Annotated in this window: 25 protein-coding genes and 2 pseudogenes; 14 read left to right on the forward strand and 13 right to left on the reverse strand. The window is 68.6% G+C overall.

What is annotated here, in order from left to right; genetic code table 11:
- Positions 1-7: 7 nt before the first annotated feature.
- Positions 8-2,167 carry an MMPL family transporter gene (locus AB0Q90_RS25175; protein ID WP_363161632.1) on the reverse strand — a complete coding sequence of 720 codons (2,160 nt, stop codon included), beginning with the start codon at positions 2,165-2,167 and terminating at the stop codon, positions 8-10.
- Between the two features lie 290 nt (positions 2,168-2,457).
- On the opposite strand from AB0Q90_RS25175, the gene AB0Q90_RS25180 reads away from it, so the two are divergent.
- The 4 genes from AB0Q90_RS25180 (at position 2,458) to AB0Q90_RS25195 (ending at position 5,544) form a co-directional block, all read left to right on the forward strand.
- The gene (locus AB0Q90_RS25180; RefSeq protein ID WP_365733647.1) at positions 2,458-3,675 is read left to right on the forward strand and encodes a sensor histidine kinase; all 1,218 of its coding nucleotides are present in this window, start codon (positions 2,458-2,460) and stop codon (positions 3,673-3,675) included.
- Positions 3,672-4,349 carry a response regulator transcription factor gene (locus AB0Q90_RS25185; RefSeq protein ID WP_363161634.1) on the forward strand — a complete coding sequence of 226 codons (678 nt, stop codon included), beginning with the start codon at positions 3,672-3,674 and terminating at the stop codon, positions 4,347-4,349. The genes AB0Q90_RS25180 and AB0Q90_RS25185 overlap by 4 nt, the downstream gene beginning before the upstream one ends.
- 151 nt (positions 4,350-4,500) lie before the next feature.
- Entirely contained in the window at positions 4,501-4,614 is a 114-nt protein-coding gene (locus AB0Q90_RS25190) for a CGNR zinc finger domain-containing protein (RefSeq protein WP_363161678.1), read from the forward strand.
- Positions 4,615-4,773: 159 nt separating this feature from the next.
- Positions 4,774-5,544, forward strand: coding sequence for a calcium-binding protein (locus tag AB0Q90_RS25195; protein WP_363161635.1), 771 nt, complete (start codon positions 4,774-4,776; stop codon positions 5,542-5,544).
- 20 nt (positions 5,545-5,564) lie between these two features.
- On the opposite strand, the gene AB0Q90_RS25200 is transcribed toward AB0Q90_RS25195, so the two are convergent.
- From AB0Q90_RS25200 to AB0Q90_RS25225, 6 genes are all read right to left on the reverse strand, one after another.
- Positions 5,565-5,915, reverse strand: coding sequence for a GNAT family N-acetyltransferase (locus tag AB0Q90_RS25200; protein ID WP_363161637.1), 351 nt, complete (start codon positions 5,913-5,915; stop codon positions 5,565-5,567).
- Positions 5,916-6,035: 120 nt separating this feature from the next.
- Positions 6,036-7,688, reverse strand: a complete 1,653-nt coding sequence (locus AB0Q90_RS25205) for an MFS transporter (RefSeq protein WP_363161638.1) — start codon at positions 7,686-7,688, stop codon at positions 6,036-6,038.
- Between the two features lie 45 nt (positions 7,689-7,733).
- Positions 7,734-8,471 carry a YoaK family protein gene (locus AB0Q90_RS25210; RefSeq protein WP_363161639.1) on the reverse strand — a complete coding sequence of 246 codons (738 nt, stop codon included), beginning with the start codon at positions 8,469-8,471 and terminating at the stop codon, positions 7,734-7,736.
- Positions 8,452-8,979 (reverse strand): DoxX family protein, encoded by a 528-nt coding sequence (locus AB0Q90_RS25215; protein WP_363161640.1) that lies wholly within the window; start codon positions 8,977-8,979, stop codon positions 8,452-8,454. The genes AB0Q90_RS25210 and AB0Q90_RS25215 overlap by 20 nt, the downstream gene beginning before the upstream one ends.
- A 38-nt stretch (positions 8,980-9,017) precedes the next feature.
- Positions 9,018-9,680, reverse strand: coding sequence for a hydrolase (locus tag AB0Q90_RS25220; RefSeq protein ID WP_363161641.1), 663 nt, complete (start codon positions 9,678-9,680; stop codon positions 9,018-9,020).
- Between the two features lie 185 nt (positions 9,681-9,865).
- Positions 9,866-11,758: an amidohydrolase gene (locus AB0Q90_RS25225; protein ID WP_363161642.1), complete on the reverse strand. Its 1,893-nt coding sequence runs from the start codon at positions 11,756-11,758 to the stop codon at positions 9,866-9,868.
- A 652-nt stretch (positions 11,759-12,410) separates the two neighbouring features.
- Here AB0Q90_RS25225 and AB0Q90_RS25230 point away from each other — a divergent pair.
- The 5 genes and pseudogenes from AB0Q90_RS25230 to AB0Q90_RS25250 all read left to right on the forward strand — a co-directional run bounded on the left by AB0Q90_RS25230 (position 12,411) and on the right by AB0Q90_RS25250 (position 15,293).
- Positions 12,411-12,986 (forward strand): DNA starvation/stationary phase protection protein, encoded by a 576-nt coding sequence (locus tag AB0Q90_RS25230; protein WP_363161679.1) that lies wholly within the window; start codon positions 12,411-12,413, stop codon positions 12,984-12,986.
- Between the two features lie 253 nt (positions 12,987-13,239).
- Entirely contained in the window at positions 13,240-13,956 is a 717-nt protein-coding gene (locus tag AB0Q90_RS25235; RefSeq protein ID WP_363161643.1) for a GPR1/FUN34/YaaH family transporter, read from the forward strand.
- A 188-nt stretch (positions 13,957-14,144) separates the two neighbouring features.
- A complete protein-coding gene (locus AB0Q90_RS25240) occupies positions 14,145-14,375 on the forward strand; it encodes a helix-turn-helix domain-containing protein (RefSeq protein WP_363161644.1) in 231 nt (76 codons plus the stop codon).
- Positions 14,332-14,466, forward strand: a pseudogene (locus AB0Q90_RS25245) (IS630 family transposase); the annotation flags it as partial. The gene AB0Q90_RS25240 and the pseudogene AB0Q90_RS25245, both read left to right, overlap by 44 nt.
- A gap of 56 nt (positions 14,467-14,522) precedes the next feature.
- Positions 14,523-15,293 carry an aminoglycoside adenylyltransferase family protein gene (locus tag AB0Q90_RS25250; RefSeq protein ID WP_363161645.1) on the forward strand — a complete coding sequence of 257 codons (771 nt, stop codon included), beginning with the start codon at positions 14,523-14,525 and terminating at the stop codon, positions 15,291-15,293.
- Positions 15,294-16,130: 837 nt separating this feature from the next.
- Here AB0Q90_RS25250 and AB0Q90_RS25255 read toward each other — a convergent pair.
- The 5 genes and pseudogenes from AB0Q90_RS25255 to AB0Q90_RS25275 form a co-directional block, all read right to left on the reverse strand.
- The gene (locus tag AB0Q90_RS25255; protein ID WP_363161646.1) at positions 16,131-16,652 is read right to left on the reverse strand and encodes a hypothetical protein; all 522 of its coding nucleotides are present in this window, start codon (positions 16,650-16,652) and stop codon (positions 16,131-16,133) included.
- Between the two features lie 608 nt (positions 16,653-17,260).
- Entirely contained in the window at positions 17,261-17,716 is a 456-nt protein-coding gene (locus AB0Q90_RS25260; protein ID WP_363161648.1) for a DUF6069 family protein, read from the reverse strand.
- A 313-nt stretch (positions 17,717-18,029) separates the two neighbouring features.
- Positions 18,030-19,028, reverse strand: a complete 999-nt coding sequence (locus AB0Q90_RS25265) for an RNA polymerase subunit sigma-70 (RefSeq protein WP_363161649.1) — start codon at positions 19,026-19,028, stop codon at positions 18,030-18,032.
- 291 nt (positions 19,029-19,319) lie between these two features.
- Positions 19,320-20,162 carry an alpha/beta hydrolase gene (locus tag AB0Q90_RS25270; protein WP_363161650.1) on the reverse strand — a complete coding sequence of 281 codons (843 nt, stop codon included), beginning with the start codon at positions 20,160-20,162 and terminating at the stop codon, positions 19,320-19,322.
- Positions 20,163-20,166: 4 nt separating this feature from the next.
- Positions 20,167-20,704, reverse strand: a pseudogene (locus AB0Q90_RS25275) (dihydrofolate reductase).
- Positions 20,705-20,856: 152 nt separating this feature from the next.
- Here AB0Q90_RS25275 and AB0Q90_RS25280 point away from each other — a divergent pair.
- Positions 20,857-21,543: a hypothetical protein gene (locus tag AB0Q90_RS25280; RefSeq protein ID WP_363161651.1), complete on the forward strand. Its 687-nt coding sequence runs from the start codon at positions 20,857-20,859 to the stop codon at positions 21,541-21,543.
- A 122-nt stretch (positions 21,544-21,665) separates the two neighbouring features.
- Entirely contained in the window at positions 21,666-22,031 is a 366-nt protein-coding gene (locus AB0Q90_RS25285) for a VOC family protein (RefSeq protein ID WP_363161652.1), read from the forward strand.
- A gap of 128 nt (positions 22,032-22,159) precedes the next feature.
- Here the strand turns inward: AB0Q90_RS25285 and AB0Q90_RS25290 are convergent, their stop codons facing one another.
- Positions 22,160-22,342 carry a hypothetical protein gene (locus AB0Q90_RS25290; protein WP_217177468.1) on the reverse strand — a complete coding sequence of 61 codons (183 nt, stop codon included), beginning with the start codon at positions 22,340-22,342 and terminating at the stop codon, positions 22,160-22,162.
- An 873-nt stretch (positions 22,343-23,215) separates the two neighbouring features.
- Between AB0Q90_RS25290 and AB0Q90_RS25295 the strand changes: the two genes are divergently transcribed.
- The 3 genes from AB0Q90_RS25295 (at position 23,216) to AB0Q90_RS25305 (ending at position 26,081) form a co-directional block, all read left to right on the forward strand.
- Positions 23,216-24,367 (forward strand): helix-turn-helix transcriptional regulator, encoded by a 1,152-nt coding sequence (locus AB0Q90_RS25295; protein ID WP_363161653.1) that lies wholly within the window; start codon positions 23,216-23,218, stop codon positions 24,365-24,367.
- Between the two features lie 170 nt (positions 24,368-24,537).
- On the forward strand, positions 24,538-25,215 hold the full coding sequence (locus AB0Q90_RS25300; RefSeq protein WP_363161654.1) for a hypothetical protein: 678 nt from the start codon (positions 24,538-24,540) through the stop codon (positions 25,213-25,215).
- A 95-nt stretch (positions 25,216-25,310) separates the two neighbouring features.
- The gene (locus AB0Q90_RS25305; RefSeq protein WP_363161655.1) at positions 25,311-26,081 is read left to right on the forward strand and encodes an HNH endonuclease signature motif containing protein; all 771 of its coding nucleotides are present in this window, start codon (positions 25,311-25,313) and stop codon (positions 26,079-26,081) included.
- The last annotated feature ends 81 nt before the right edge of the window (positions 26,082-26,162 follow it).

Raw genomic sequence — 26,162 nt, forward strand, 5'->3', positions numbered from 1 at the left:
TCCCGGCTCAGCCGCGCCCGGAGGTGCGGGCGAGTACCGGCTCGGCGGCAGGCGGGGCGTCGGCGTGCTCCACGCTGATGTGCGGCAGCCGGCGCTCCAGCCAGCCGGGCAGCCACCAAGTGGCGTTCGCCATCAGCGCCATGGCCGCGGGAACGAGCACCATCCGGACGATCGTCGCGTCGAGCACGATCGCCGCCGCCAGGCCCAGGCCCATCATCTTGACCAGCGGTGAGGGGTTGGCGACGAAGCTGAGGAACACCACCGTCATGATCAGCGCGGCGGAGGTGATCACACGTCCCGTGGCCGCGATACCGCGCGCCACCGACTCGGCGTTGTCACCCGTGACGTCGTACTCCTCGCGCACCCGCGAGAGCAGGAACACCTCGTAGTCCATGGAGAGTCCGAACAGGACCGCGAAGAAGATCGTCGGCAGGGGTGAGGCGATCAGGAAGGTCCCGTCGAGGTTGAACAGTGCTCCGAGCCAGCCCCACTGGAACACGGCGACCACGACGCCGTACGCGCCGCCGATGGACAGCAGGTTCACCACGGCGGCCTTCAGCGGTATCACGACGGAGCGGAACACCAGCATCAGCAGCAGGAACGACGACAGAAGGATCGCGCCGACGAACACCGGCAGGGTGTCGGTGAGTTGCCGGGTGAGGTCGTCGGTCATGGCGGTCGTGCCGGACACGGCGACGTTGTCCGGGACGAGATCGCGGATGCGTTCCAGCGTCGCGGACGTCTCGGCGTCCGCGGGCGCGGTGGTGGGGAGCGTGGGCAGCACCACGGTGTCCCCGGCCGCGGAGGTCTGAGGTTCACCGACGGTGGCGATGCCGGGGTCGGCGGCGATGCGCTTCGCCAGCGCGGGGATGTCCTCGGCGTCCGCGCCGGGGCTGCGCAGGTCGGCGACGACCAGGAGCGGGGCGTTGACGCCGGGGCCGAATCCCTCGGTCAGCAGGTCGTAGGCGCGGCGGTGGGTGGTGGTGGTCGCGTCGTTGCCCGCGTCGGGAAAGCCCGTCTCCATCCGCAGCGCGGGCGCCGCCAGCGCGAGGAGCGCTGCCGAGGCGACGATCAGGTAGGGCCATGGCCGGCCGGAGACGCGGTGGGCGAAACGCCACCATGCGGAGTTCTCGGCCCCGGCGGTGCGCTTACGGCCGAGGCGTCGTCGCTTGTGGATGCGGTTGCCCAGCAGGGTCAGCAGGGCAGGCAGGAGGGTGAGCGCGGTCGCGACGGCGAAGAGGACGACCAGCGAGGCGCTCAGGCCGATCGAGGTCAGAAAGCCCAGGCCGGTCAGGGCGAGGGCGGCCATCGCCACGATGACGGTGCCGCCGGCGAGGAGCACGGCCGCGCCCGCGGAGGCCATGGCGTGGGACAGGGCGGTGGGGTTGTCCTGCCCCGCTTCGTGGTTCTCGCGGTAGCGGGCCACGATGAACAGGGCGTAGTCGATGCCTACGCCCAGGCCGATCATGGCGCCGATGGTGGGGGCGGCGGTGGAGATGTCCATGGCGTTGGCCAGCAGGCTGGTGCTGCCCAGGCCGGCGGCGACGGCCACCAGGGCGAGCGCGATGGGCACCAGCGCGGCGACGACCGTGCCGAACACGACCACCAGGATGATCAGCGCGGCCAGCAGGCCGGCCGCCTCCGCACCGGAGGTGGGTGTTTCGGCGTTGATGAAGACGGCGTCACCGCCGAGTTCGGCGACGACGCCGTCCTGCCGCAGCGGTTCGACCGCTTCGGTCAGCGCTTCGATCTGCGCGGGATCGACGTTCATCACGGGCACGTCGAAGGTGATCTCGGCGAAGCCGATCCGCCCGTCGGGCGAGATCGTGCCGGCCGAGAAGGGGTCGGTCACCGTGGCGACCTGCTCCACCTCGGCCATTCGTGCGACCGCCGAGTCGACGTCAGGCCGGTGACGATCGAGTCGCTGCCCTTCCGGTACGGCGAACACAGCCATGGCGCTCCCCCTGGACGCCTCCGGGAAGCGCTCTTCGAGCAGCTCCATCGCCTCTTCGCTCTGGCTGCCGGGCGCGACCAGGTCGTCGACGAACGAACCGCCGGCCGTCGCGGCGACGGGCAGCAACAGGAGCAGGGCGACCCCCCAGGCGGCGATGGTGGCCCACGGCCGGCGGACGCTCGCCCTGCCGATGCGTCGGGTAATTCGGTTCATGGCTGCGTGGGCTCCTGTCAGAGGGCCGCCGCCGAGGTCCGTTGCGCGTCGGCGGCACGAGTCGTGAGCTCATCCATCGTGGGCGCCGGGGCGGCCGCTGTCCCCGGCCGCCGGAGGGGGTCGGCGCTCCCGCCCGCGGCGGGGAAATCGACGTAGCACCTCCCCCTGGAGACGGAGAGGCGGATCCGCCCGCCGACGGGTGACGACGTCTTTGGCCCGCACATACGATGGCGACGCGTGGCCCCTGCTGATCGAGGTCAGAGCACCAACAGCCCTGTGATGGAGCGATGATGAACCGCACGGCACAGCCTGCCGGGACGCCGGTCAGCAGCGTGCCGTCCAAGTTCCACGGCCCCTTCGTCCGTTGGCCGCGAGCCGCGGACGCCACCCTCGCCCTCGTCCTGTTCCTGGCCGTGACGTTCCTGGAGGAAGGTCCGGGAGACAGCCTGGTCTTCCGCCCGCTCCCCGACCTCCCCCCGCCGGTCCTCCTGCTCTTCTCGGCGGCCGGCGCGGCGCTCTACTGGCGCCGGCGCAGACCGACAGCGGTCATGGGCGTGGCCCTCGCCTCCTGGGCCCCCACGCTGGGCAGCAGCTACGCCACCCTCGGCGGCATCGTGCTCGTCACGCTCTACAGCGTCGGACGGCATACCGACGACAAGCGGTGGGGCCCCCTCGGCATCGTCGCGGCCACCGCCTCGATCACGATCGACGGGCTGCTCCAATCCATCCCCTGGGGGGAGCTCAGCCTCTGCTACGTGATCATGGGCGGGGCCTGGTACTTCGGGCGACGCCTGCGGCTGCGTGCCGAGCGCGCCGTCCAGCGCCGTCAGGAACAGGCCGCCGAGGCACAGCGCGTCGTCGCCGAGGAACGCACCCACATCGCCCGCGAACTGCACGACGTGGTCGCTCACCGGGTGAGCATGATGACCGTGCAGGCCGGTGCCGCCCGGATGGTGGCCGCCGAGGATCCGCAGGGCGCCCTGGAGGCGATGACCGCGGTCGAGGAGGCCGGACGCCAGGCCCTGGACGAACTGCGGCACCTGCTGGGAGTGCTGCGCCCGAAGACCGAGCGCGACGGGCTCGGCCCCCAGCCCGGCCTGCCCGATCTGCCCCGGCTCATCGCGCAGGTCCGCGAGGCCGGACTCGACGTCTCACTCACCGACGACCTCCACGCTCCCCTCCCGGCCCGCGTCGAACTCTCGGTGTACCGGATCGTCCAGGAGGCCCTGACCAACGTCCTCAAGCACAGCGGACCGCACACGCACACCGAAGTACGCCTGCGGCACGACCGGACCGGCCCCGGCATCACCGTCGAAGTCCTCGACGACGGCGGGGGCGCCGTCCTCCAGTCCGTCTCCGGCGCGGGCCAAGTCGGCACGGGTGGCCACGGCATCGTCGGGATGCGGGAGCGGGCCCTCCTGCTCGGCGGCACCCTCGACGCGGGGCCGCGCCCCGGCGGCGGGTTCCGGCTCACCGCTCATCTGCCCGTGCAAGGGGAGTCCACGTGACCATCCGCGTCGTCGTCGCCGACGACCAGGCGCTGGTCCGCCGCGGCTTCACCATGATCCTGCGGATGAGCGACGCCATCGAGGTCGTCGCCGAGGCGGGCACCGGACTTGAGGCGATCGAGGCAGCCCGCCGAGAGCGCCCGGACGTGGTCCTCATGGACATCCGCATGCCCGAGATGGACGGCCTCGAAGCGACCTCCGTCATTCTGCGAGAGGCCGACTGGCCTGTGCGCGTACTGATCCTGACCACCTTCGACCCGGACGAATACGTCTACGAGGCACTGCGCGCCGGAGCCAGCGCCTTCGTCCTCAAGGACATTCCGCCGGAACAACTCGCCGTCGCGGTGAGCACCGTGGCCGAGGGAGGCGCCCTGCTCGCCCCGTCGATCACACGGCGGCTCATCGACCAGTTCGCCGAGCGACGCGTCGTCAGCTCCGCCGCTTCGGGCCGCGTGCCACGACTGACCGAACGCGAACGCGAGGTCGTCATCGCCGTGGCCCGGGGCGCGAGCAACTCGGAAATCGCCGAGCAGCTCTTCATCGGTGCCGCGACCGTCAAGTCACATGTGTCGAGCATCCTCGCCAAGCTCGGCCTGCGGGACCGGATCCAGATCGTGATCTTCGCCTACGAGAGCGGACTTGTCGAAGCCGGAGACCACGACGTCGGCCACTGAAAGGGCCTGATCATCCGCCCAGACATCACTCCCCAATTGAACAGGGACCGTTGGTGGATCAGTCCTCGGACAGGAGCCAGCCGACGTGCACTTCTTCCGCACCCGGGCGGAACGTCCGCAGGAGTTCGGCGCACTCCTTGTGGGGTGCGAGGTGCCGGATGATGTAGGACAGTCACGCAACCGGACGCGCCGCTTCTGCTCCAACGCGTGCGCCAGCCGGACGACGGTCGCGGCCTACCGCGCCCGAGCGGCGAAAAAGCCCTAGAAACCGCCTTGGATCTGACGAATGGCCGGCGGGCAGGGCCGTAACCCTTGCCGCCGACGGCCGGGTTGGCGAACGGCTGTACGATGCGCTCTCTGATCAACAGGCCCTGACTCAGGGACAGTTCAGCGGGCCTGCCGTTCCGTGCCCTTGGGGGAGCGTATGCGTACCGGAATCAGACGTGTCGTCACCAGCGGTCTGGCCTGTGCCCTGGCCGGGGCGGCGTTTGCGATGCCGCCCGCGCAGGCCGCGGACGACGAACCGATCCGGATCGACAGTGTTGTCATCAACGGCGGCAAGCCCGTGGTGGTCGGTACGCAGGCGATCGTGAAGTTCCCCATCGCCGTCACGGCGACCCACGCTTCCGGCGTCTACCAGGCCGACGCGACCCTCTTCAGTCCGTCGTACGCCGTGGTGTACACCGATGGCTACCAAAAGCTCGATTGCGCCGAGACCAGGCCCACGACGACCTGCACCTCGTCGTACACCGTCGATCCGATCAAGGTGTTCACCCAGGGCAACAGCCCGGCCGGCACCTGGCGGGTGTTCCTCCACGTCGACGCGTGGGAGGGCGCCCCCTACGAGAGCAACGACGAGTACCACGTCGAGCTGCTGCGTGCCGCCAGGCTGACTGCCAACGCCACGCCCGAGCCGGTGAGCAAGGGCAAGACGATCACGGTCAAGGGCACCCTGACCCGGGCCGACTGGAGCACCGACAAGTACGTCGGGTTCAAGGGGCAGCCGGTGAAGCTCCAGTTCCGTAAGAAGGGAACCAGCACCTACACCACCCTCAAGACCGTCACGAGCGGCAGCGGCGGGGCGGTCACCGCCACGGCCACGGCCGGCGCCGACGGGTACTACCGCTTCGCCTTCGCGGGCACCGGCACCACGGCCGCGGTCAGGGCGAGCGGTGACTTCGTCGACGTCCGCTAGGGTCTGCGGCCGACCGCTGATCAACTCGACGCCCGGCCCAGCTCCGTGTCCAGCCACCGGACGTCCTCCGCCGTGGCCGGGTCGGTGATGTCGTTGAACTCCTGATGCCGGATCAGGTACTTGGCCACGTAAGGGCAGACCGGCACGATGCGCTTGCCCGACGCGCGTACGTCGGTGAGCGCCTCCTGGACCAGTTGCGCGGCCAGGCCCTGGCCGGCGAAGGCGTCGTCGACTTCCGTGTGGAAGAAGACGCGCTGTTCACCACGGTCGCGGTAGGCGGTCAGACCGACGCGCTTTCCGTCGACGAGGATTTCGTACCGGTGCCGGTCGTCCACCCGCTGGACGGTCGGGGTGGGGGAAGGCGGGGTCATCGGGATCCTTTCGGTTGGGGCGGGGCCAGCGGCGCGGTGGGTTTCCGCGCGGGGTGATGACGGCGTTCGGCAGGGACGGGGCGGGCGGGCGCTCTGAGTGGCCCGGTGCTCCCTCTCCCCTCACTGGGCAGCGCTGCCCTTCCTTTCCGGGACGACCGGTCCCGAGGACGTGTCGAAGGCATGGGTGACCTCTGGCCGGGTGCCGGGGGCGAGGAGACGGCGTGCCTGCTCCTCGTCGCGGCGGTCGGTGAGGGTGAGCCTGTCGCTGTGCTGGGCGAGATGCTCGGACCAGGAGGCGACGAGGTAGTTCTCGATGAAGTGCCCTGGGTCCTGTCCGTCCTGGTACAGACCCCAGGTGAGGGCTCCGGTGCGCCGCCGGGAGCGGGCGACGTGCTCCATGCAGGCACTGAAGGCGGTTTCGTTTCCCGGGGCGACACGGTAGGAGACGGTGATCAGCACGGGCCCGTCGGTCGGCCCCGGTTCGAACACCAGGGGCGGGACCGGCCAGTGCTCGGAGGGGGAGGGATCGATTCCCTCCGCACCGTGCAGCGGCCAGCGACGCAGACTCAGGGCACTGACGAGCAGCAACGCGCCGGCGGCCAGCAGCGGGACGGTGAGCCCCAACCGGTCGGCGAGGGCGCCCCACAGCGGCGCCGCCAGTGCCTGGCCGCCCTGGAAGACGAGGAGGTAGACGGCGAGACCGCGGGCCCGGACCCAGCCGGGCAGCCGTGTCTGCACGGCCGCGTTGAGGGTGGACAGGACACCGATCCACGCCAGCCCGCTGAACAGCAGCGCCACCGTCACCAGCCACGGGATGCGTACGGTGGCCAGGACGACCAGGACACCCGCGAAGACCAGGGCGCCGCCGGCCAGCGTGCCGTTGGCGCCCAGCAGCCGGTTGCTGTGCGGCAGGACGAAGGTGCCCGCCACCGCTCCGACGCCGACGGCGCCCAGCAGCAGCCCGTAGCCGCCCGAGCCCAGGTGCAGGGAGCGGCTGGCGACGAGCGGCAGCAGTGCCCACAGGGCGGCGCCACCGGGGATGAACAGGGCCATGCGCAGCAGGACCCGGCGGATGCCCGGTGCGTAGCGCACGTAGCGGCGGCCCGCGTCGAGGGCGGTCAGCAGCTTCTCACCGCGAGGGACCGGCGCCTCGGTCCTGGGGCGCCGCCAGAGCAGCAGGACGGCGGCGATGCCCAGGTAGGAAGCGGTGTTGAAGGCGAACACCCATCCCGCGCCCGCCGCCGCTACGACCACTCCGCCCAGGGCCGGCCCGACGGCGCGGGCCAGATTCATGTTCATGCCGCCGAGCGCGGCAGCCTGCCCCAGTTGACGGCGTTCCACCAGCTCCGGCTGGATCGCCTGCCAGGCCGGGCCCATCAACGCCGTACCGCAGCCCAGCAGGAAGGTGAGGACGAGCAGGAGCACCGGGGTGAGCGCGTCAGCGAACGCCAGTGCGGTCAGCGTGCCGGAGACCGCGAGCATGGCCACCTGCGCGGTCAGGAGCACGCCTCGACGGTCGTAGCGGTCGGCCACCACACCCGACGGCAGAGCCAGGAGCACCACGGGCAGGCTGGACGCCGTCTGGACGAGCGTCACCAGTGCCGCGTCCTGGCCGATCAGCAGCCACTGGGCGCCGACCATCTGCATCCAGCTGCCGACGTTGGAGACCAACTGGGCGATCCACAGCGCTCGGAAGAGGCGTGTCGCGAGCGGTGCCCAGGCCGAGTCGGGCTGTGCGGGCTGTGTCGGTGGGGAGGGTGGTGCGGGGCTCATGTCGGTCCATGCGGGGTGAGTGGGAACGCGTTGACGGAGTGCGGCTCAGGGCCCCGGCCGGAGCCAGGCGGCATCGGGGGTCCGGAGGCGATGGGTGATCGCGGCGGTGACCGCGAGCAGCACCGCCGTCAGGCCCAGTGCGAGCACGAGGTGGCCGTGCAGGACGAGCAGGGCTCCGACGAGAGCGCCGAGGAACATGGCGAGCACGGACAGGACCCGGCGGCCGGGGCGCGGCGCCTCGCCGCCGGCCGGGGTGGAGTCCGCCGCCAGGCCCGTCAGGGTGAGGGTCAGGACCGTGGTGGTGAGGTCCGGGACGCCCAGGCGCCGGGCGACCGCGTTCTGCAGGCCCATGGCGAGCCCCAGGAGCACGATCAGCGTGTACTGGACGCCGGGGGTGACCCGGCCGTCCGATACGGCGGCTGCCACCACGGTGACCGCGACCAGGACCGTCTGCACCGCCGTGGCCGAGCCCAGCAGCTGCCCCCGGTCCGCGGCGAACCGTGTGCCGAGCCTGCCCCCTGCGAGTGCGCCGACGAGGAAGGAGCCCATCGCCACGACGGAGGCGAGCGCGGACAGGCTCTCGTCGCCTGCCAGGGCGAACCCCAGGAAGACCACGTTGCCGGTCATGTTGGCGACGAAGACATGCCCGAGCTCCAGGTAACTCACGGCGTCGACCAGGCCGGTGACCACCGTCAGGATCAGCAGCAGGGGAGGCAGCGGGCCGTGCCGATCCTCGCCGCGCGGCGCCAGGGTGCGGAACGCGTCACTCAGCAGCCTGCGCATGCCGCGCCCTCTCCGGTGCGGCGGTGGCCGGCCGGTGCAGCACCACGCGCGTGAGCAAGCCGCTCGCCGGGCCCGTCACGATCGCTGCGACGGACACCCACACCGGCCAGGGGGTGACGGCCAGCGCGTGGTCCACGGACCACCGCCCCGGCCCGGTGAGGGCCAGCGCGGCGGAGGTGACGACGAGGACGAGGGGATATTCGTAGCCGTCGTTCTGAACCCACAGCCCCTTGGGCCACTTCACGGTGCCCGCGACCGTCATCACGCCCATCGCGGCCATCGCGGCCAGGGGTGTGAGCAGCCCGGCTGCCAGGAACAGGCCGGAACCGATCTGGCTTGCTCCCGCGACGAGCGCGGTCAGCCGGCCGCCGCGGAATCCGTCACGGCGGAACTCCTCGGTGCCGCCCGCGAATCCGTTGCCTCCGAGCCGGAAGCTCACCTTCTGCACACCGTGCGCGGCGATGAGCAGCCCCACCGCCAGCCGGAGGATCAACAGTCCAGCGTCCATCGTGTTCCTGCCTGTTCCTTACGTGTTCGTGCTGCGGGTCAGCCGGCGGCGTGGGCGCCGATGACGGCGTGCGCGTAGACCATCCCGAGGCCGTAGGTGCCGCCGTGCTCCTTGACCACGGCGCTGACGGCGTCGTAGGTCTCGGTGCGGGCCCAGTCGCGCTGGAGCTCCAGGAGCACCTGCACCCAGGTGACCGGGACGGCCCCGGCCTGGATCATGCGCTGGACGGCGTGCTCGTGGGCCTGCGGGCTGACACCGCCGGACGCGTCGGTGACGACGTACACCTCGTAGCCCTGGGCGATGGCGGACAGCACGGGCAGGACGACGCAGACCTCGGTCCACAGACCGGCGACGACGAGCTTCTTGCGGCCGGTGGCCTTGACCGCCTCGACGAAGTTCACGTCCTCCCAGGCGTTCATCGTGCTGCGGTCGATGATCTTCTGCTCGGGGAAGACGTCGGCCAACTGCGGCATGATCGGGCCGGAGAAGGACTCGGCGGCCACGGTGCTCAGCACGACCGGCACATCGAACGCCTTCGCGGACTTCGCCAGGCCCACGGTGGAGTTCATGATGGCGGTGCGGTCGCCGCTGCCGGTACCGAAGAACATCTGCGGCTGGTGGTCGATGAACAGCACCGCGCAGTTGTCCGGGGTGAGCAGGTCGGGGCTGGGGGCGGCAGTGACCTCGGCGATGTTGACCATGAGAGTGGAGCCTTTCTGGGTAAGGGGTGGCGCGGACTGCTGCCCGTGCCGTGGAAAAAACCGTCCGGGGGGACGGGGCTTGTGGGTGGTGTCCCGGAAGGGGCGGCTCAAGCGCCGGGCCCCTTCCGGGAGTTCGAGGACCGGATGTCTTCCGGGAGCCCGAGGGCCGGATGTCTTCCGGGAGTTCAGAGGTCGAAGCAGGGGTCGAAGGGCGTGCTCGCGGCCTCCGGGAGCAGGCCGCGCGCGATGCGCCACTGGCGGTGCTGCTCCGACTCGGCGATGGCCTCGCCGAGCGACTCCGCCTGGCGCGCGCCGGTAACAGCCGCCCGGGGGGACGCCTGGTAGCCGCCGAAGTGCGCCACCGGGCTCCAGGCAGGGCTGACGGGGGGAAGTTCCTCGTCGAGTCCCTCGTACTCGGCGGCGGCGTAGACGATCCGGCCGCCCGTCACCGTCAGCAGCGACTCGATGTGGGCGATGTCCGGCTCGGGCACGGTGAAGTAGTCGTCGGACAGCACCGCGAGGTCTCCGTAACAGCCGGGCCGGAGCACGCCCTTGACCTCGTCCTCGCCGGTCAGTGCCGCGCCGGCGCGGGTGAACATCGCCAGCGCCGTCTGCCGGTCGACGCGGTTCGCCGGCGGACGCAACGCGAGATCGCCGACCGAGCGACCGCTGACGAGCCAGTGCAGGGCGACCCAGGGGTTGTAGGAGGAGACGCGGGTGGCGTCGGTGCCGGCGCCCACCGTCAGGCCGCGGTCCAGCATGGCCCGGATCGGCGGGGCGTCCGCGGCGGCGCCGGGGCCGTAGCGTCGTAGAAACGCCTCGCCCTGGAAGGACAGACGGTTCTGCACGGACATCGCGCCGCCGAGGGCGGCGATACGGTCGAGGCTGTCCGCGGAGACGGTCTCGGCGTGATCGAAGAGCCACCGGTTCCCGCACGGGAAGAGCCCATCAGCGGCGAGCTTCTCGAACACCGCGAGGTCGCGGCGGATCGTTTCGTCGTACGTGGCGTGCAGCCGGAACCCCCAGCCGTTCTCCATGAGCAGGCGCACCGCCTTCTCGAACTCCGCCTCGTAGTCGGAGGCGAGTTCCGGGCGCGGCTCGGCGAAGTTCTCGAAATCGGCCGCCGACCAGGTGAGATTCTCACCCGCGCCGTTCAGCCGCAGCCATTCGTCGCCGTCCTCGGGACTGGTCATTTCGATCCAGCGGGCGAGATCGTCGATCTCCTGGCCGGGAGTCTGCGGGAAAAGGTGATAGGCGATGCGCAAGGACAGCTGTCCGGCCTTGGCCAGTTCTACGACGGTGGCGTAGTTGTCGGGGAAGTTCTGGAAACCGCCGGCCGCGTCGATCGCCGAGGTCAGTCCGAATCGGTTCAACTCGCGCAGGAAATGCCGGGTGGAGGTCTTCCGGTCCTCCTGGCTCTCCAGGGTGGGCGCCTTGGCCAGGGTCGAGTAGAGGATGAGGGCGCTGGGAGCGGCCAGCAGCATGCCGGTCGGTTCCCCGTCCCGGCCCCGGACGATCTGGCCGCCCTTGGGGTCGGGCGTGTCCCTGGTGAACCCGGCGGCCCTGAGCGCCGCCCGGTTCAGCACGGCCGACTGGTACAGGTGCAGGACGAACACCGGGGTGTCCGGGGCGGCCGCGTTCAGCTCCGCGACCGTCGGCAGCCGGCGTTCGGCGAACTGCTCGGCCGACCAGCCCCCGACCACCCGCACCCACTGGCCCTTCGGCGTCCGCGCGGCCTGCTCACGCAGCATCGCCAGGCCCTGGCGCAGGCTGCGCACACCGTCCCAGCGCAGTTCCAGTACGTAGTTGAGGCCCCCGCGGATCACGTGCAGATGGGCGTCGTTGAGGCCGGGGACGACCCGTCGTCCGAGCGCGTCGACCACCTTCGTGCCCGGGCCGACGTGGTCGGCCACATCCTTGTCGGCGCCGATGGCCTTGATGACGCCGTCGCGGATGGCCAGCGCCTCCGCGTGCGGGCGGCCCGGGTCACCGGTGTGGATCTTCGCGTTGCGGACGACGAGGTCCGCGGGATGGTCGACGGCATGCGGAACCAGCCCGCCGACGGGCATTGCTGACATCTCCTGAAACTCCCTCTGGGAAAACGATTTCGGTCCAGGTAATGGGCCGGGGCAGGCGGACTTCGGCTCTTCAGCCGTACTCGTCCAGTCGCGCTCGGGTGTCCGACTACTCGAATCGAATTGAGTGAATTCCACCGACGCTCGTCGTGCCCTGGAATGAGGGCAGGCCCTGTGTCTGAGGGGCCGCGGGTTGTTTCGCCATCACGATAGACATGACACGCGCCCGCTCATATCGCGTGAGCGCACAGGACTTTGCCTCACCGTGCACTGACAGCCCCTGCGCTGCTCCGCCTCGGCGGAGACGCGTAGCCAGCCGTGCACCGTCGGGACGGTGGCGGCTCGGGAACTCGCCGTGGGCACCGAGGCCGCCCTGGTCGTCCCCGGGTACGACCTCTCACCCGAGGCTCGCTACCGGGTTGCTGGGCACGCATGCCCAACGCGGGCGCGACGCCGCCCGCGAGAGGCTGGAGGCGGCGAGGCACCGGGTCGTGCCTGTCGGCGGAAGGGGACTTGCCGGAGAACGAACACGGGGCACAGACCCGTCGACCTGTGCGCTGCCGAGCAGCATCGGATGCGCTTTCGGGCAACGAGGCCGCCGCGCGGATACCTAGTGTCACCTGTGCACATACAGGCAGACCGCAGGAGGCGGACCATGACCATCAGCTCGCAACAAGTGAGCAGCCAGCCCCGGCTGCACCAGAAGGGCGCGATCATCCAGGAGTTCGGGACCGTCAAGCAGTTCCCGCTCGGCTTGTCCTACGAAGCCCGGATGTACGCCTGCCAGCGGCTCAACAAAGTGCTGGCCGACACGCAGATCCTCTACGGCCTCTACAAGAAGCACCACTGGCTGATGCGCGGGGCGACCTTCTACCAACTGCACCTGGTGCTGGACAAGCACGCCGGAGAACAGCTCGCACTCGTGGACACCCTCGCCGAACGCGTCCAGACCCTGGGCGGCGTCGCGGTCGGAGACCCCCGGCACGTCGCCGAGATCACCTCGATTCCCCGGCCCCCGGACGGTGTGGAGGAGGTGCCGGCCATGCTGTCCCGACTGCTGGAGGCCCACGAGGCCATCCTCATCGAGGCCCATGACGCGGCGGCCCGCATCGGGGAGTTGGGCGACGACGGCACCAACGACCTGCTGGTCTCACAGGTGATCCGCACCGGCGAACTCCAGGCATGGTTCCTGGCCGAGCATTTGGTCGACACCCCCCTCGTTCGCGCCTGAACCGCCGATGCTCGCGGTGTGGCTCGGCGCGAGCATCACCGCGCATGCCGTGACCCGGCGTCGGTCCGCGGGCGGCCTGACGCGGCGCTGACGATCAGCAATTTCCACTTCATGCGGAGCGAGCCCGACTGCGCGCCGGAACGGCGTGCCCTCGGCGGGGCAGACATGGGCGGCGCCGCGAGCGTCGCACGCCGGCCGGCGCGATGATCAGTCCCAGCTCCCTGGCAAGCACGACTCAAGAGGAGAATTCACCATGAGGAGCAGTCCCGAATCGCCGGGGGAGCGGGCCGAGCCGACAGGCAGACATTTCGAACCGGACCTGCGGCCGATGACCCGCATCAACCTCCACCCCATCGCCTCCCCGATGCCGGTCGGCTTCTTCGCGGTGTCGATCGCCTCCGTCATCGTCGGAAGCCTGCAACTGGGTTTCCTGGGAGACGAGGCTCATCGGGCCGTCGCCCTGACGATCTTCCCGGCCTTTGTCCTGCAACTGGTCGTCAGCATCCTGGCGTTCGGGGCGAGGGACGTGCTCGCGGCGACACTCATGGCGTGTTTCTCCGGAACCTGGCTGGCCAGTTCCCTGGTACTGGCCCTCGATCCGCCGTCGGGCGCGGAAGTGCTCGGCATGCTCAATCTCGTGTTCGCCGTTTTCGCCCTGATGATGGCCACCGTCGCGACCCGCAAGCGTGCGATGTGGGCCGTGCTCTGTGTGGCTGTACCGCGCTTCGCCGTGGCCTCGCTCTTCAACTTCACCGGTGTCGCCTGGATTGGCTACGTTTCCGGCGCCTTCGGACTGCTCCTCGCTGGCGTGGCCATGTACGCCGCGTTCGCTCTCATGCTGGAGGACATGAGGGGCGAGGAGGTTCTGCCCGTGGGGCGTCGGGGCCCGGCGCACGACGCCGTGGAAGGAGACCTGGCAGTACAGCTGCACAACCTCGAACGTCAGGCGGGCGTGCGACGGACGCTGTGAGCCGTTGATCGGATCGACACTTCGACATGACGGCGCGTCTCCACGCCGCATACTTACTGACTTCGGCTCGTCAGGGTGACCTCTGTTGAAGTCCCGCATACCTCTGGGGCGTTGGTTGTATCCCGTGGTGTGTGAGGTATGCGGATGGGGGCGGGCTGACCGCTGCGGGACAGCAGCGCCGGGAAGCGGTGCGGCTGCAGGCGGCTGAGTTGTTCGAGCAGAAGGCCAAGCCGCCGGAGATTGCTCGGCGGCTTCGGGTCAGCCGGAAGACGGCCCATCAGTGGCAGCAACTGTGGCGGAAGGACGCTGTACAGGCCCTGGCCTCGCGCGGCGCGAGTGGATCGCGGTGCCGTCTGTCCGCGCTGTCTGAAGAAGCTGGCCGTCGTAGCCCTCGACCGCCTGGAAACGCTTGTCCGTAATCGACTCAAACGCCTCCAGTACCGACCAGACACCCTCGACGGCTTCATCGCCGGAACCGGCCTCGCCCTGGACATCCCTACATCGCCCTGACCAGCCGAATCAGATAATGCTGTGCAGTCCGCCGGATGGCAGGAGACGCTGATGCAGTGAATCAGGTTCAGGAGATCGTGGGGCTGGTCGGCGGTGTGCTGGGCCACGATGTCATCGGCACCTACCTCCACGGCTCCTCCGTGCTCGGCGGCCTCAGGCCGGCCAGCGATGTGGACGTGCTGGTCGTCTCCCGGCGGCGAATGGACGAGCAGGATCGACGGACACTCCTCGGTGGGCTGCTCCGGATCTCCGGCGACCGAAACAAGGTCCGCCCGGTCGAGGTCACCGTGGTCGTCCAGTCCGAGGTGCGGCCGTGGCGGTACCCGCCGACCGGTGACTTCCTCTACGGCGAGTGGCTGCGTGGCGAGTACGAGGCCGGGGAGGTTCCCCGGCCGGAGCCGATGCCCGATCTGGCGCTGCTGATCACCATGGCGCTGACCGGCGACCACCCCCTCACCGGCCCGCGCCCGGCGCAGGTCCTCGATCCGGTCCCGCAGGCCGACCTGGTCCGGGCGAGCGTGGCGGGAATCCCCGGACTGCTCGACGACCTGGACAGCGACACCCGCAACGTCCTGCTGACCTTCGCCCGCATCTGGACCACGCTCGCCACTGGCCAGATCAAGTCGAAGGACGCCGCCGCCGACTGGGCCCTCGCCCAGCTCCCGCCCGAGCACCGCGCCGCCCTTGAGCACGCCAGGCAGCTCTATCTCAACTGCCCCTACTCCGAGGAGAGCTGGAGCGATGCATTGCAGGCGCAGGTGCGTCCGCATGTTGACCGCGTGCTCGCTGAGATCGACCGGCTGCGCAACCGAACCCCGCGGAGGTGAGGGCCGCTGTCTCAAGTCCCGGGTGTCAACCTCACGGTGGTGCACCTGCGCCCTGCCGAGCCCTCCAGCAGGGAGTGAGCAGCCCGGCGGCGACGACGATGCCCACCGCACGCGACCAGGCTGGTCCAGTGCCCGTCGCAAGGCGCACCTCGGCCCGGCCCTCGGCCAGGTCATGGCGGAGTGAACGCCGCGCCACGGGCGTCTCCCTCGGCCCACCGTCGTCACCCTGAAGCGCCGAACTCAGTAGGGGAGCACCGGCCCACCAGCACGGTCATGGGAGTCTCCGACCTGGCACTGCCGGACCAACTGGTGGAGACTGGCGCGCTCGTGCGTCTCGACGTAAAGCTGTAGGCCGGGGGTTGGCGGGGCGCCATCTGGATGCAACTGCGCTCAGTACGACAAGCGCATGGCCCCGAACGAGGGACGCCCCTTCCACCGATGCGGGCGTTGCGCGGCAGGAGGCGTACCACCCGGCCCCGTGGGCGCGTTGGCTTCGGCATGGATCGCACAGTTACCAGGGGCCGCGTCGTCCTGGCGGGCGAGCGTCGTCGGGAACGCTCGGACGCCCCCGAGGGCCCATCACCGGAACATCCGCCCATCTACGCCGCCTTGATCAGGGAGTGGAAGGCAGGTGGGCGGACGATTCCTGGCGCACGCGAGGAACAGTGGGACACCCCTGCCCCAGTCATCCGGACCACCCATGAGTCGCCGGCCGCCCCCACAGAACCGCCCGACCGCTGGTGGGAGCGCACCGTTGAGCCGGTGGCGGTTCACTGACGCTCGCCGGGCAGGCCACCGCGCGCCGCTGGACCGCCGACCGTGTGCGTGGGTACGGCTTCAGCCCCGGCCACCGCCGTTGCGCAGGGACCTGGCGAACGGTGTTCCGCAGGTGGGGCACCGCCGCTGTGCGTTGACCTTGGAGGCGAGCGACGATGTGAGCACGTGCTGCAGGGCGAGCTCCACGGCGGCGGGTACGAACAGCGTGCCGAGGCCGTCCGGAGGTACCAGCCAGCGCAGCTGTCCCGCGGTCCGGTCCGGCGCGGGCGTCGCGATCCGGGTACCGCGGCCCAGGTACTTCACGCCCTGCCCGACCCAGCGCCCGTCCGGGTCCGGGGGCAGGAAGAAGCCCACGCGGCGGCAGCCGGCGTCGGCGAGTGCGGGGCCGGGCGCCTGCGGAATGCCGAGCAGGGCGTCCAGGGCGAGCACGCCCAGGTCCTCGGACACGCTCAGTACGTCCCAGAAGCGCCCGCAGGCCAGAACCGCGACTCCGAGGTCGGAGCGCCACTGCCGCTTGCACTCCCGCGGGTCACGGGCAGCGGCGGCCAGCCACTCCCTGGCCTGCCGGGCGGGGTCTCTCATGGCGCGCCTCCGGTATCCGTCAGCCCTGTGAACAGGGCGCACTTCCCCCTGGCTGCCAGGCCTGCCGGACATGGGAGGTTCATGTTGGTAGATATTTCTATTCTGCGGAAGGGGTGGCGAACCATGGCGAACGCTGCCGAAATGTTTCTCTTGGAAGCGGATGCGGCCCAGCTCTCGAACGTTGCTCGACCATGACCCCTGCCGCCTTGCGGTCCCGGTTCAAGAAGGCCTGGCACACCGCCCGTCGTACGGCACGGGCCGCCGCGCGATGGCGGCCCCTGCGCCGGGACCCGCTCACACCCCTCGTGGAGACGGCACGGCGCCTTGACTACGGCTCCGGGTGCGTGACGGAGAACGAAACTGACGGGACGTAAGACGGCGGCGCGAGCCGTGCCGCCGACACGTGACACGTCAGATGGCGAGCACACGTACGAACGCGCCCCATGCGGATTCGTCGGAGGGCCCCGGCCCGAGTGACTGGGAAGGGCCGGACAGCGAACCGCTGCCCGCGGTTACGTCCTCGGTGTGGTGGGGGAGACCTGGGCGGCCGCCCCGCGGCCGGCGCCAGTCAGATCCGCCCGCGCCCTCGCACCGAGCCGGAGGTCCCGTCAATCGGTCCGGGTGGGCAGGCTCCGCGCCAGGGTGGGGATCATCACCGTCGCAGGGAGGAGGTGCAGCCCGAGGAGGGCGGTGATGGTGGCGGTGTTTGCCCCGGAGAGCAGGGGAGGGACCAACGAGATCGCCGTCAGCGACACTGCCGTCCAGACGAATCGCTGGGCGGGGCGAGCGCTCCACCGCAGAAGAGCAACGGCAATCACGATGCCCACGACCGAGAAGAAGCCGGTCACCACGGCGAACCCCGACAACGGGATCGCCTCCCCACCATCAGGGACCTGGAAGTCGACGCCGACGGCCTGCGCAAGCGCCGCGGCGAGGGTCGTGACCACCATCGCCGCGAGCGCGGCAACACAGCCGGTGCCGGCGAGCCCGCGGAGTCGGTGAGCGCGGCCGCTCCGGTCCGATGCCGGGCCCGCGACGACCCCGGTGTCATGCATGCCGTTCATATCGCTCCTCCAACCTTCGGTAACTGGCGTACGGGGTGAGTCGACTGACATACGACGGTCAGGGCCCGGGGAACGACGATGCGCACCCCCGCCGTGTGACGGCCGGGGCTGCGCAGGGCGCGGACGCCGACGGCGCGGAGCCAGAACCGGCGTCGCGTCCGAGGACCGGCCCGGCCTCGCCGTCGCACAACTCCGGCTGCACCAGCCCGCGGGTGACGACGCCCAACGCGTCGCACCGCTCCGCCGCGACCAACGCGACACACGCGCCACCGCGCAGCGCGAGCGTCCGTACCGGGACTACTCCGTACCGGGTCTACTCCGTGCCGTCCGCCGGCAGCCGCTCCGGCAGCCCGAGCCGAGGGAACCGGTCGTCGTGGAAGATGACGATCTCGGTGATTGCCCCGCCGGTGATGCGCAGGACGTCGATGGTCAGCGGCAGGTACGCGCCTTCCGGCTGCCGCCAGAGGTAGAAGGCGATGGCAGGCTGCCGGTTCACGGAGGTGGGGACGGCGCGCAGGCCCTTCATGCCCTCGAAGCCGCTCTCGACCCAGTCCTTCACCACGGTGTCCCGGCCGACGTGCAGGCCCGGCGTGGGCGGCATCGAGCAGCGCACGTCGTGCCGCAGCATTGCGGCGAGCCTGCCGATGTCCGTGGCCACGCTGGCGTCGGTGAAGCGGCGCACCAGCTCGCGTGTCCCGGCGTCCTGATCGCCGCCGGTCCAGTCCTGCCGCTCGGCGGGCAGGTGCTCCCGCATGCCGGCGCGGGCCCGCTGCAGCGCGCTGTTCACGGAGTTGACGGAGTCCCCGAGGATCTCCGCGACGTCCTTCGCCGGCCAGCCGAGCACATCCCGCAGGATCAGCACGGCCCGCGGACGCGGCGCGAGGTGCTGGACCGCGACCAGGTACGCCAGCTCGATCGTCTCCCGCGCGACGGCGACGGTCTCCGGCTCGTCCGCGTCGCCCGCGGGCAGCTCGTCGAGCAACCGGTCCGGGTAGGGCTGCAGCCACGGCACCTCGCCGCCGGACGCAGGCTCCGGGCGGCACTTGGCGAGCAGGTCCAGGCAGGCGTTGGTGGCGATCCGGTACAGCCAGGCCCGGAACGTCGACCGCCCCTCGAAGGTCTCCCGCCGCCGCCAGGCACGCAGAAACGTCTCCTGCACCGTGTCCTCGGCGTCCTCGAACGACCCGAGCATCCGGTAGCAGTGCACATGCAGCTCCCGCCGATGCTGCTCCGCCAGCCCCGAGAACGCCGACTCGTCGACCTCGCCCAGCCCGCTCACGCCCAGCTCCTCCAGCCGCGTGTCCGCACTCATCACGTCATCCTTCCGCCTCGCCGTGTCCCGTCGTAGGTGTGACGGGTGTGGGCACGAAAACTCATCACTCGGTCCATCGGCCGGTCGGCATGGCGGAGCGCTTCGCATCCTTGGTGGGTCGGGTTCTCGACGTGGAGTGCTGACGGCAGAAGCCATGGATTGCGGGACACAGATCGAGCAAAGCCTTCTGGACCCGATGGGAACCGTGCCGATCGCAGGTGCGCAGCCGGATCCGGTCTCAGACGTCCCCTGCTTGCCCGGAGGCCAGACCCGCGCGGCACCCGCCAGCCTCTATCCGAGCCGGAGCATCGCCTCGGCGACCTCGCCGACGGCCGCACCGGGGATCGCGGTGGCGGCCTCCTTGAGGACGAGCAACCGTGCCCCGGGGATCTCGCGCGTGATTGCCTCGCCGTTACCGACGGGGAAGAACCGGTCGCGGCGGCCGTGGACGACGAGCGTGGGCACCTTGATCTCGGGCAGGCGCTCGCGCCAGCGGGGTTTGCAGTCGAGCCTGGAAAACACCAGGCCGATCTGGTTGGCCAGCTGTACCGCGGCTGCGGTGCCGGGCGTGCGGTCCCAGATGCGCCCAGCGATTGCGCGCGCGGCGACGGGGTCGTCGCCGCGGATCTCGGCGCCGCCGGCGGCGAACTCCGCCACCGCCTCGCGGTCGGTCCAATCGGGCTTCGGACGTGCGAACAGCCGGCGCATCATCGCCTGGTCATGGCCGGGGAGGTCATCGTCGGGCGGGCCAGGGGCAACCGGGCGGGTGCCGACCAGGGTGAGCGCCGAGAACGCGCCCGGATGGTCGAGCACGGCCACCTGGGCGACCATCCCGCCGACGCCGATCCCCGCGAGGTGCGCAGACCCGCCGCCGAGCGCGTCAGCAAGGGCCGCCGCGTCGGCGGCGAGGTCGCGCAGTGTGTAGGCGGGCGCCTCCGGATCCGCCGTCGTCGACTCTCCGCTGTCGCGCAGGTCGTAGCGCACCACATGGCGCCCACCGGCAGCGAGGCGCTCGCACAGCGCGTCGGGCCAGGAGAGCATCGTCGTCCCGCCCGCGAGCAGGACAAGTGGCGCGTCGTCGTCACCGAACGACTCGATGCCCAAGACGACCCCATTGACCTCGACCGTGGTCATCGGATCACCCCAGAACGTCGCAGGTCAGGTACGCCGCGGTCGATTCCGGGATCACGTTCTGCCGCACCGGCATGCGCGGCGCGTCGCCGGTGAACAGTGGTGCCCCGGCGCCCAGCGTCAGCGCGTCGACCAGCCCCGGCCTCCGGCGCCGAGCCGACCGCGGCTCCGCCGCCCACGAGGTTGACGTCGAGGTGCCCGCCGCTGCCCGACGCCGCCGCCTCGGCTCGCTCACGCGCGGCGGTGACGGCGCCGGGCGGACGGGTCGTGACGAACGTCCAGTCGAGTTTGATTGTCCGCACTGATTCCGGCGGCCTACTCGTCACGACGACGACCGCGGCCTCGCCGACCTCGACGACGCCGTAGCCGGACGCGTCGTCCCAGCCTCCCGGCCCGACGACCACGTCGAAGAGGCGGCGGCCGCGGACGACGGCGCCCGAGCGGGCGGTCCCCTCGCGCAGAACACGGCGGCCGTCGGGGTCGCCAGAAGTGTCAGCCATGATTCGACTCATGCCAGGTAGACCCGATCCGCCACCCAAACTCATCGCTCACGCATGAAGCCGCAGGCCCGTGAACGTCTTCACCCACACTCGCTCGGCCCCCAATACCCCACCACACCGGGCGATGCCCAGCTCACAGCCTCCTGCAACACGCTTGGGCGGCATGCGAGAGAGCAGGACGTCGTGAAGTAGTCCCAGTGCGGCACGAGCAGGCATACCGCACACTTCCTGGGGTGATCGTTGTGCAGCCCGTCCTGGAGATCTACGCCTGTGATGGCTTCACCCTCTGGCCTGTCGCCGAGTCCGCGCCGTACGACTTCCTGCCGCTCGGCGGCGCACTTGATCCTGCCGAGGTCGGCACAGCGGTGATGCGCATCGCCGACTGCAACAACACCGACCTTGCGGACGACGGTCGCCCACCGCGGCCCGCCGACCCGCTCGGGGGTTTCCTGAACGGGCTGCTGACCATGGACGACCTCTTCGCGCCCGGAGGGCTGCGGATCACCGACACTGCTACCGGCACCGCGCTGGTCCCGGGCTGCTGCAAAGGGCTGGACGAGAGGCGTGACTGGCTTGAGGTCGTCGAAGGCGATGGCTGGGCCTCGTTCGGTCACGACCCCTCTCCTCTTGCTGAACGTCACGGCGACGTCGTCCGATTGACCGTCGACGCCGAGCAGGCCAACAGCCCGGTGATCGAGCTGTCCGTGACCGACCTGCGTCGACTGCTCGACGACGCTGAGCGCGACCTGATCGACTTCCTCCAACTGGCCGCCGCCTGGGCCGCTCGGCACCTGCCGGATGACGCCGCTCCTGTCACCTCCGCCCTCGGCCGCGCTCTGGACCTGCCGGCACCGGTGCTGTGGGCAGGCACGCGGAGGGGGTGACGGCAAATGCAGACGTGGCATCCGCGCTGGAGCGACGGTGTGCTGTGCACGACCCGGAGGTCGAGTCTGCTGAAATACGGGCCGCTCTACGCTGAGCCCCGTCCGCACTATCTGGGAGCGTCATGACAAGTAGGTTCACTGAGTTGGTCGTTGACTGCCACGATCCGGAGCGGCTCGCAGCCTTCTGGTGCGAGGTCCTGGACTTCAAAGTGATCGACCGGAGCAAGGACAAGGTCGAGATCGGCTCCTGGGTGCCGACCGTCGAGGACGTTCGGGCCCGCCAGATGCCGCCCGCCCTGCTGTTCGTCCAGGTGCCCGAGGGCAAGACCGTGAAGAAGAACCGGCTTCACCTCGACGTCAGCCCGATCGACAGCAGCACCGAGGAAGAGGTGGCCAGATTGCTCGGCCTCGGCGCCACCAACACGGACGTGGGCCAGGGACCAGACCGAAACTGGGTCGTCATGGCTGATCCGAACGCTTCTAACTAGCAGTTCTGGAAGGTACACCAGGTCAGAGGGCATGGGGAAGCCCCGCCCATGCGCCACGGGGGGACGTACGCACAGACGGGGCAGCCGACACGCTGAGCCCTACTTGGGCCGTCCTCAGCGGGTCGGGGTCACTCAGCAGCGACGCACGCGGAACACGTCACGGCGCGCTGCCACTCGGTCAGTTCGCCGGTCGCGCCACACACCGGCTTTCCCTCGCTGAGTTTGTGAACGGTCAGCACGTCTTCCCCGACCGTGCCCGTCACCTCTTGGGTAGGGGCCAACAGGTAGGCGTCTTCCTGCTTCGTCGTCACTGCCACTCTCCGGGCTCGAATCGATAGGGCCGAGTGATGCGCGCCCGGTAGTCCAGATGTCCGGGGTTGCTCTTGAGATGACCAACGGCCCAATTCGAGCCGTCCTCAGGGTTCTCGCTTGCGTCGCTGATCTCGCTGCACGCCTTGCACTCCATGCTGTGCCTGAGCGGTTCGGCGTCGGGTCGGTCGTCCGCAGTCAGCGTGTGCTCACGGAATCGGTACGTTGCGCGCGTCATGCCGTCCCCCTGGTCTCGCAGCGACGGCAGTTCGGCACTCGACATGGAGGCAGCGAGCGGGGCGGAAACGCGATGACGCCGGACGCCGGGTCAAGCGCGCCGCCGTACTGAGTCCACCAGTCGCCCTCAGACCGCCCTTCCGAGCCTTCCACAAGGCTGACTAGCTCAGGGGCCGGTAAGGCGCGCATGCGGCGATTCGGCCGTGTCGTGGGTGACATCATCCGACCGACGCCCCCTCAGCCTTCCAATGCCTGACGCGCGAAAGCTTCGGTTCGTCGTGCGGGTGATTGTTGATCTCAATCAACACGTCACGGTCGCTGGTCTCCTGCCACTGCTTGGCCAGCGCCGCGCAGACGTCGCAGTCAGGCGCTGGAGTGGCCCGAATCTCCGGGTACCGGCCCGAAACGATCTCCCTCAGAGGCTCCGTCCGCTGGCGACTTTCAGGGAGTCTGCCTGTAGCTTTGGGCACTGTCGTCAACCCCTTACCGGTTGGTGGCCGCGCCCCTGGATCACCGTGCATGTGGTCCGGGGGCTTTGCGTTGCGTCTGTCAACTCAACCGATTTCGCGTACCCATAGGGCAGTTGACCAGCGTTGACTAGGCTGAGAGTCAACAGTCCACACTGCACGGGCGGCGGCATGAACGACTTCGGGACCGAGGTACGGGCAGCACTCAAGGCGCAGGGCAAGAGCCTGAGAGGTACTGCCAAGGAGTTGCATTACGACGTTTCGTATCTGAGCCGGGTAATTAACGGGAAACAAGCAGCTTCTCCCGAACTGATTCAAGCAGTTAACGAATACCTCGGCCTATCGCTCAGCGCTGAGGACGGCAAGCCACATGACGACGAAATGGACGCTTGGGAACTTGCCCGGCGGGTACAAGCCAGCGACGCAGGAATCGCCACACTCGAACGACTTGAACACGCCTTTGATCATTTGGCCATGTCGTACCCCAAGTCTGACCCTGCGGACTTGCTTCGGAAGGTACGGAAGCACTCCGCTTACGTGGTCAAGTTGTTGGACGGGAAAAAGACGCTGTCCGAACACAGGCGCTTGCTGGTTGTCGGCGGGTGGCTGTCTCTCTTGGGTGCAACTGTCCACATTGATCTGATGCAAGATGATGCGGCTACGGCTCGCCTGGAGACTGCTGCCACTCTCGCCAGAGAAGCAGGACAGCGCGAAATTGAAGCATGGTGCTACGAAACCGAGGCTTGGCGCGTGCTCACTGACGGCGATTACGTTCAGGCTGTAGAACTGTCTCGTACGGCGCAGGACATCGCTCCGGCCGGTACCTCCGCGCTGATTCAGGCGACAGCACAAGAGGGCAGAGCGCATGCAAGGCTGGGCGAAAGCAAAGAGACCTACTCGGCCATCAAGCGAGTACAGGAAATGTCTTCCGCACTCGGCGCGCCGGATACACCAGAACATCACTACCGATACGACCCCGCTAAATCGCTGTCCTATACAGCGACAACCCTTGCTTGGCTCGGGGATGCGGCAGCAGAACCCTACGCGCGGGAAGTGATCGCACGGCTTAGCCCCAGCGATGACGTGACTAGATGGCCCCGGCGAGTAGCTTCAGCGAATATCGACTTGGCTTTAATTCTCCTCGAAAACAACCGACTCGATGAAGCCTGCGACGCTGCCCAGAAAGCCATACTGTCCGGCAAGGTCGTGCCCTCGAATCACTGGCGTGCGCTGGAAGTTGTCAAGGTTGTTGAATCCAAGCAACTGCCAGAGAGCGCGGACCTGCGAGAGGCTTACCAGGGTCTCAAGGCCATTGAGCGTTAGCGGCAGCCGTAGCCGAACGGGCGATCCCACTGGCACCTGACACGCTGTCAGATAGTCATGCACGAGGGCGCATCATTCTCGACCGATTGCAGGAATGCGTGGACGTGCCGGAATTCGCTGCCCTACTCGCCGAGCACCCGGCAGCATAACTATCACCTTGGAGTGCGCTCATGGACGAATCCACTCTCGCACTGATTGCCATCGTCATTTCTGTCCTGACTGCGGTGGGGACATTCATTTACACTCACCAGCAGATGAAAGCGGCCAAGAAGGCTAACGCGCTAACAGAACAGGCGCAGCGTGAACAAGTCCAACCGTACGTGATTGCGGATATCAGGGAGAGAGTTCCAGGGTCGCAGTTGTTGTGCTTTTTCATTGAGAACAGCGGCCCAACGGTGGCGCGTGACGTACAGCTAACGGTTGATCCACCCCTGCAATCCGCTCTCGGAGATGAGACGGCAGCCAAACTCAACGCAGCGGTGACCCGAAAGATTTCTGTGCTGCCACCTAAGCGGCAATTGATGTACCTCATGGATGTTAGTCACAAGCTGTTCGAGTCAGACCTACCGCGAATCTATACGGTAGTGGTCAACTGTTCTGGACCATTCGGTCCCGTTGAGACCTTGACATACACCATCGATCTGGACGCGCTGAAACATGGGCTCTTGAATCGTGAATCCTTGGAGTGGAGCACGCACGTACTAGCTGAGGAATCGAAGAAGGCGAGGAAGGCGCAAGAGAAGCAAGCTGACGCCATGGGACGGCTCTTCCGGACAGTTTCCGAAGAGATTGAAGCTAGGCGATCAGATGGTCATGAACCCCCGGAGATTGAACCGCCTACGCCCTGAGCCTCAGGCAGCTTAAAAACACAGCAAGCCCCGTACTGGCCACCAGGAAGGCAGCGGGTACGGGCCAATTGAGATTCGTTGCTTGCGAGGTGAAAATGGGCGTTTCCGAGAAGACCCGGAAGATTCTGTGGGTTCAGGCTGGTGGCCTCTGCGCCATCTGCAAAGAGCAGGTGGTCACACCTGGGACTGCATCGGATGACCCTTCTGTATTTGGCGAGGAAGCGCACATCGTTGCACGCTCAGGTGGTGGCCCCCGGGCAGGAGGACTCACAGAGGATCTGATCAACCATCACACGAATCTCATTCTCTTGTGCAGCAAGGATCACAAACGGGTGGATGATCAGCCAAACCACTTCACTGTAGAGCGGCTCCGGCTAATCAAATCGGAGCACGAAACGTGGGTGCGTTCCAGGGTGGGAGCCGACGAAACCCGCTTGAGGCTGGTGCCTGATCCGTTGTTTCCTCAGCCCAAGGTGTTGCAGCTAATTACGCGTGGAAACCCGCTCTGGAACATGGTCAGAGAAAGTGTCACGTTTGAGTACGCCATGCCGGACCATCTGAATGACGACGATGAAGACCTGATCATCGAATTCATGGATCTGTTGCGTGATTACCTTGACATAGCCGGAGAACTAGTAAGCGTCCGAGAGAATCGGGACGCAGAGAAGACCGTTCAGCAGTACATCAGCCGCCTAGCTGAGCGCGAATTCTTGGTGGGTGCCTTTGTCCGCCACATGCTTTTGACGGGTGGGAGCGCTGAGAGTCCAACCCCATGGCCCATGCTCAGAGTCGAAGTGCAGCCAGCAACGTTGGCAGAGGTCACAGACGAGAATGGCACCCCTTATCCCCGGCAGGCCGGTACCTGAGTGCAGGGTTCGCCCCGCGCAAACGCTCTGAGTTGCGGCGCTAGCTTTTTCCCTCCCTGCCGGTCAATATCTGACGGGGAA

It is taken from the genome of Streptomyces sp. NPDC079141 (assembly GCF_040686775.1).
Classification (GTDB): domain Bacteria; phylum Actinomycetota; class Actinomycetes; order Streptomycetales; family Streptomycetaceae; genus Streptomyces.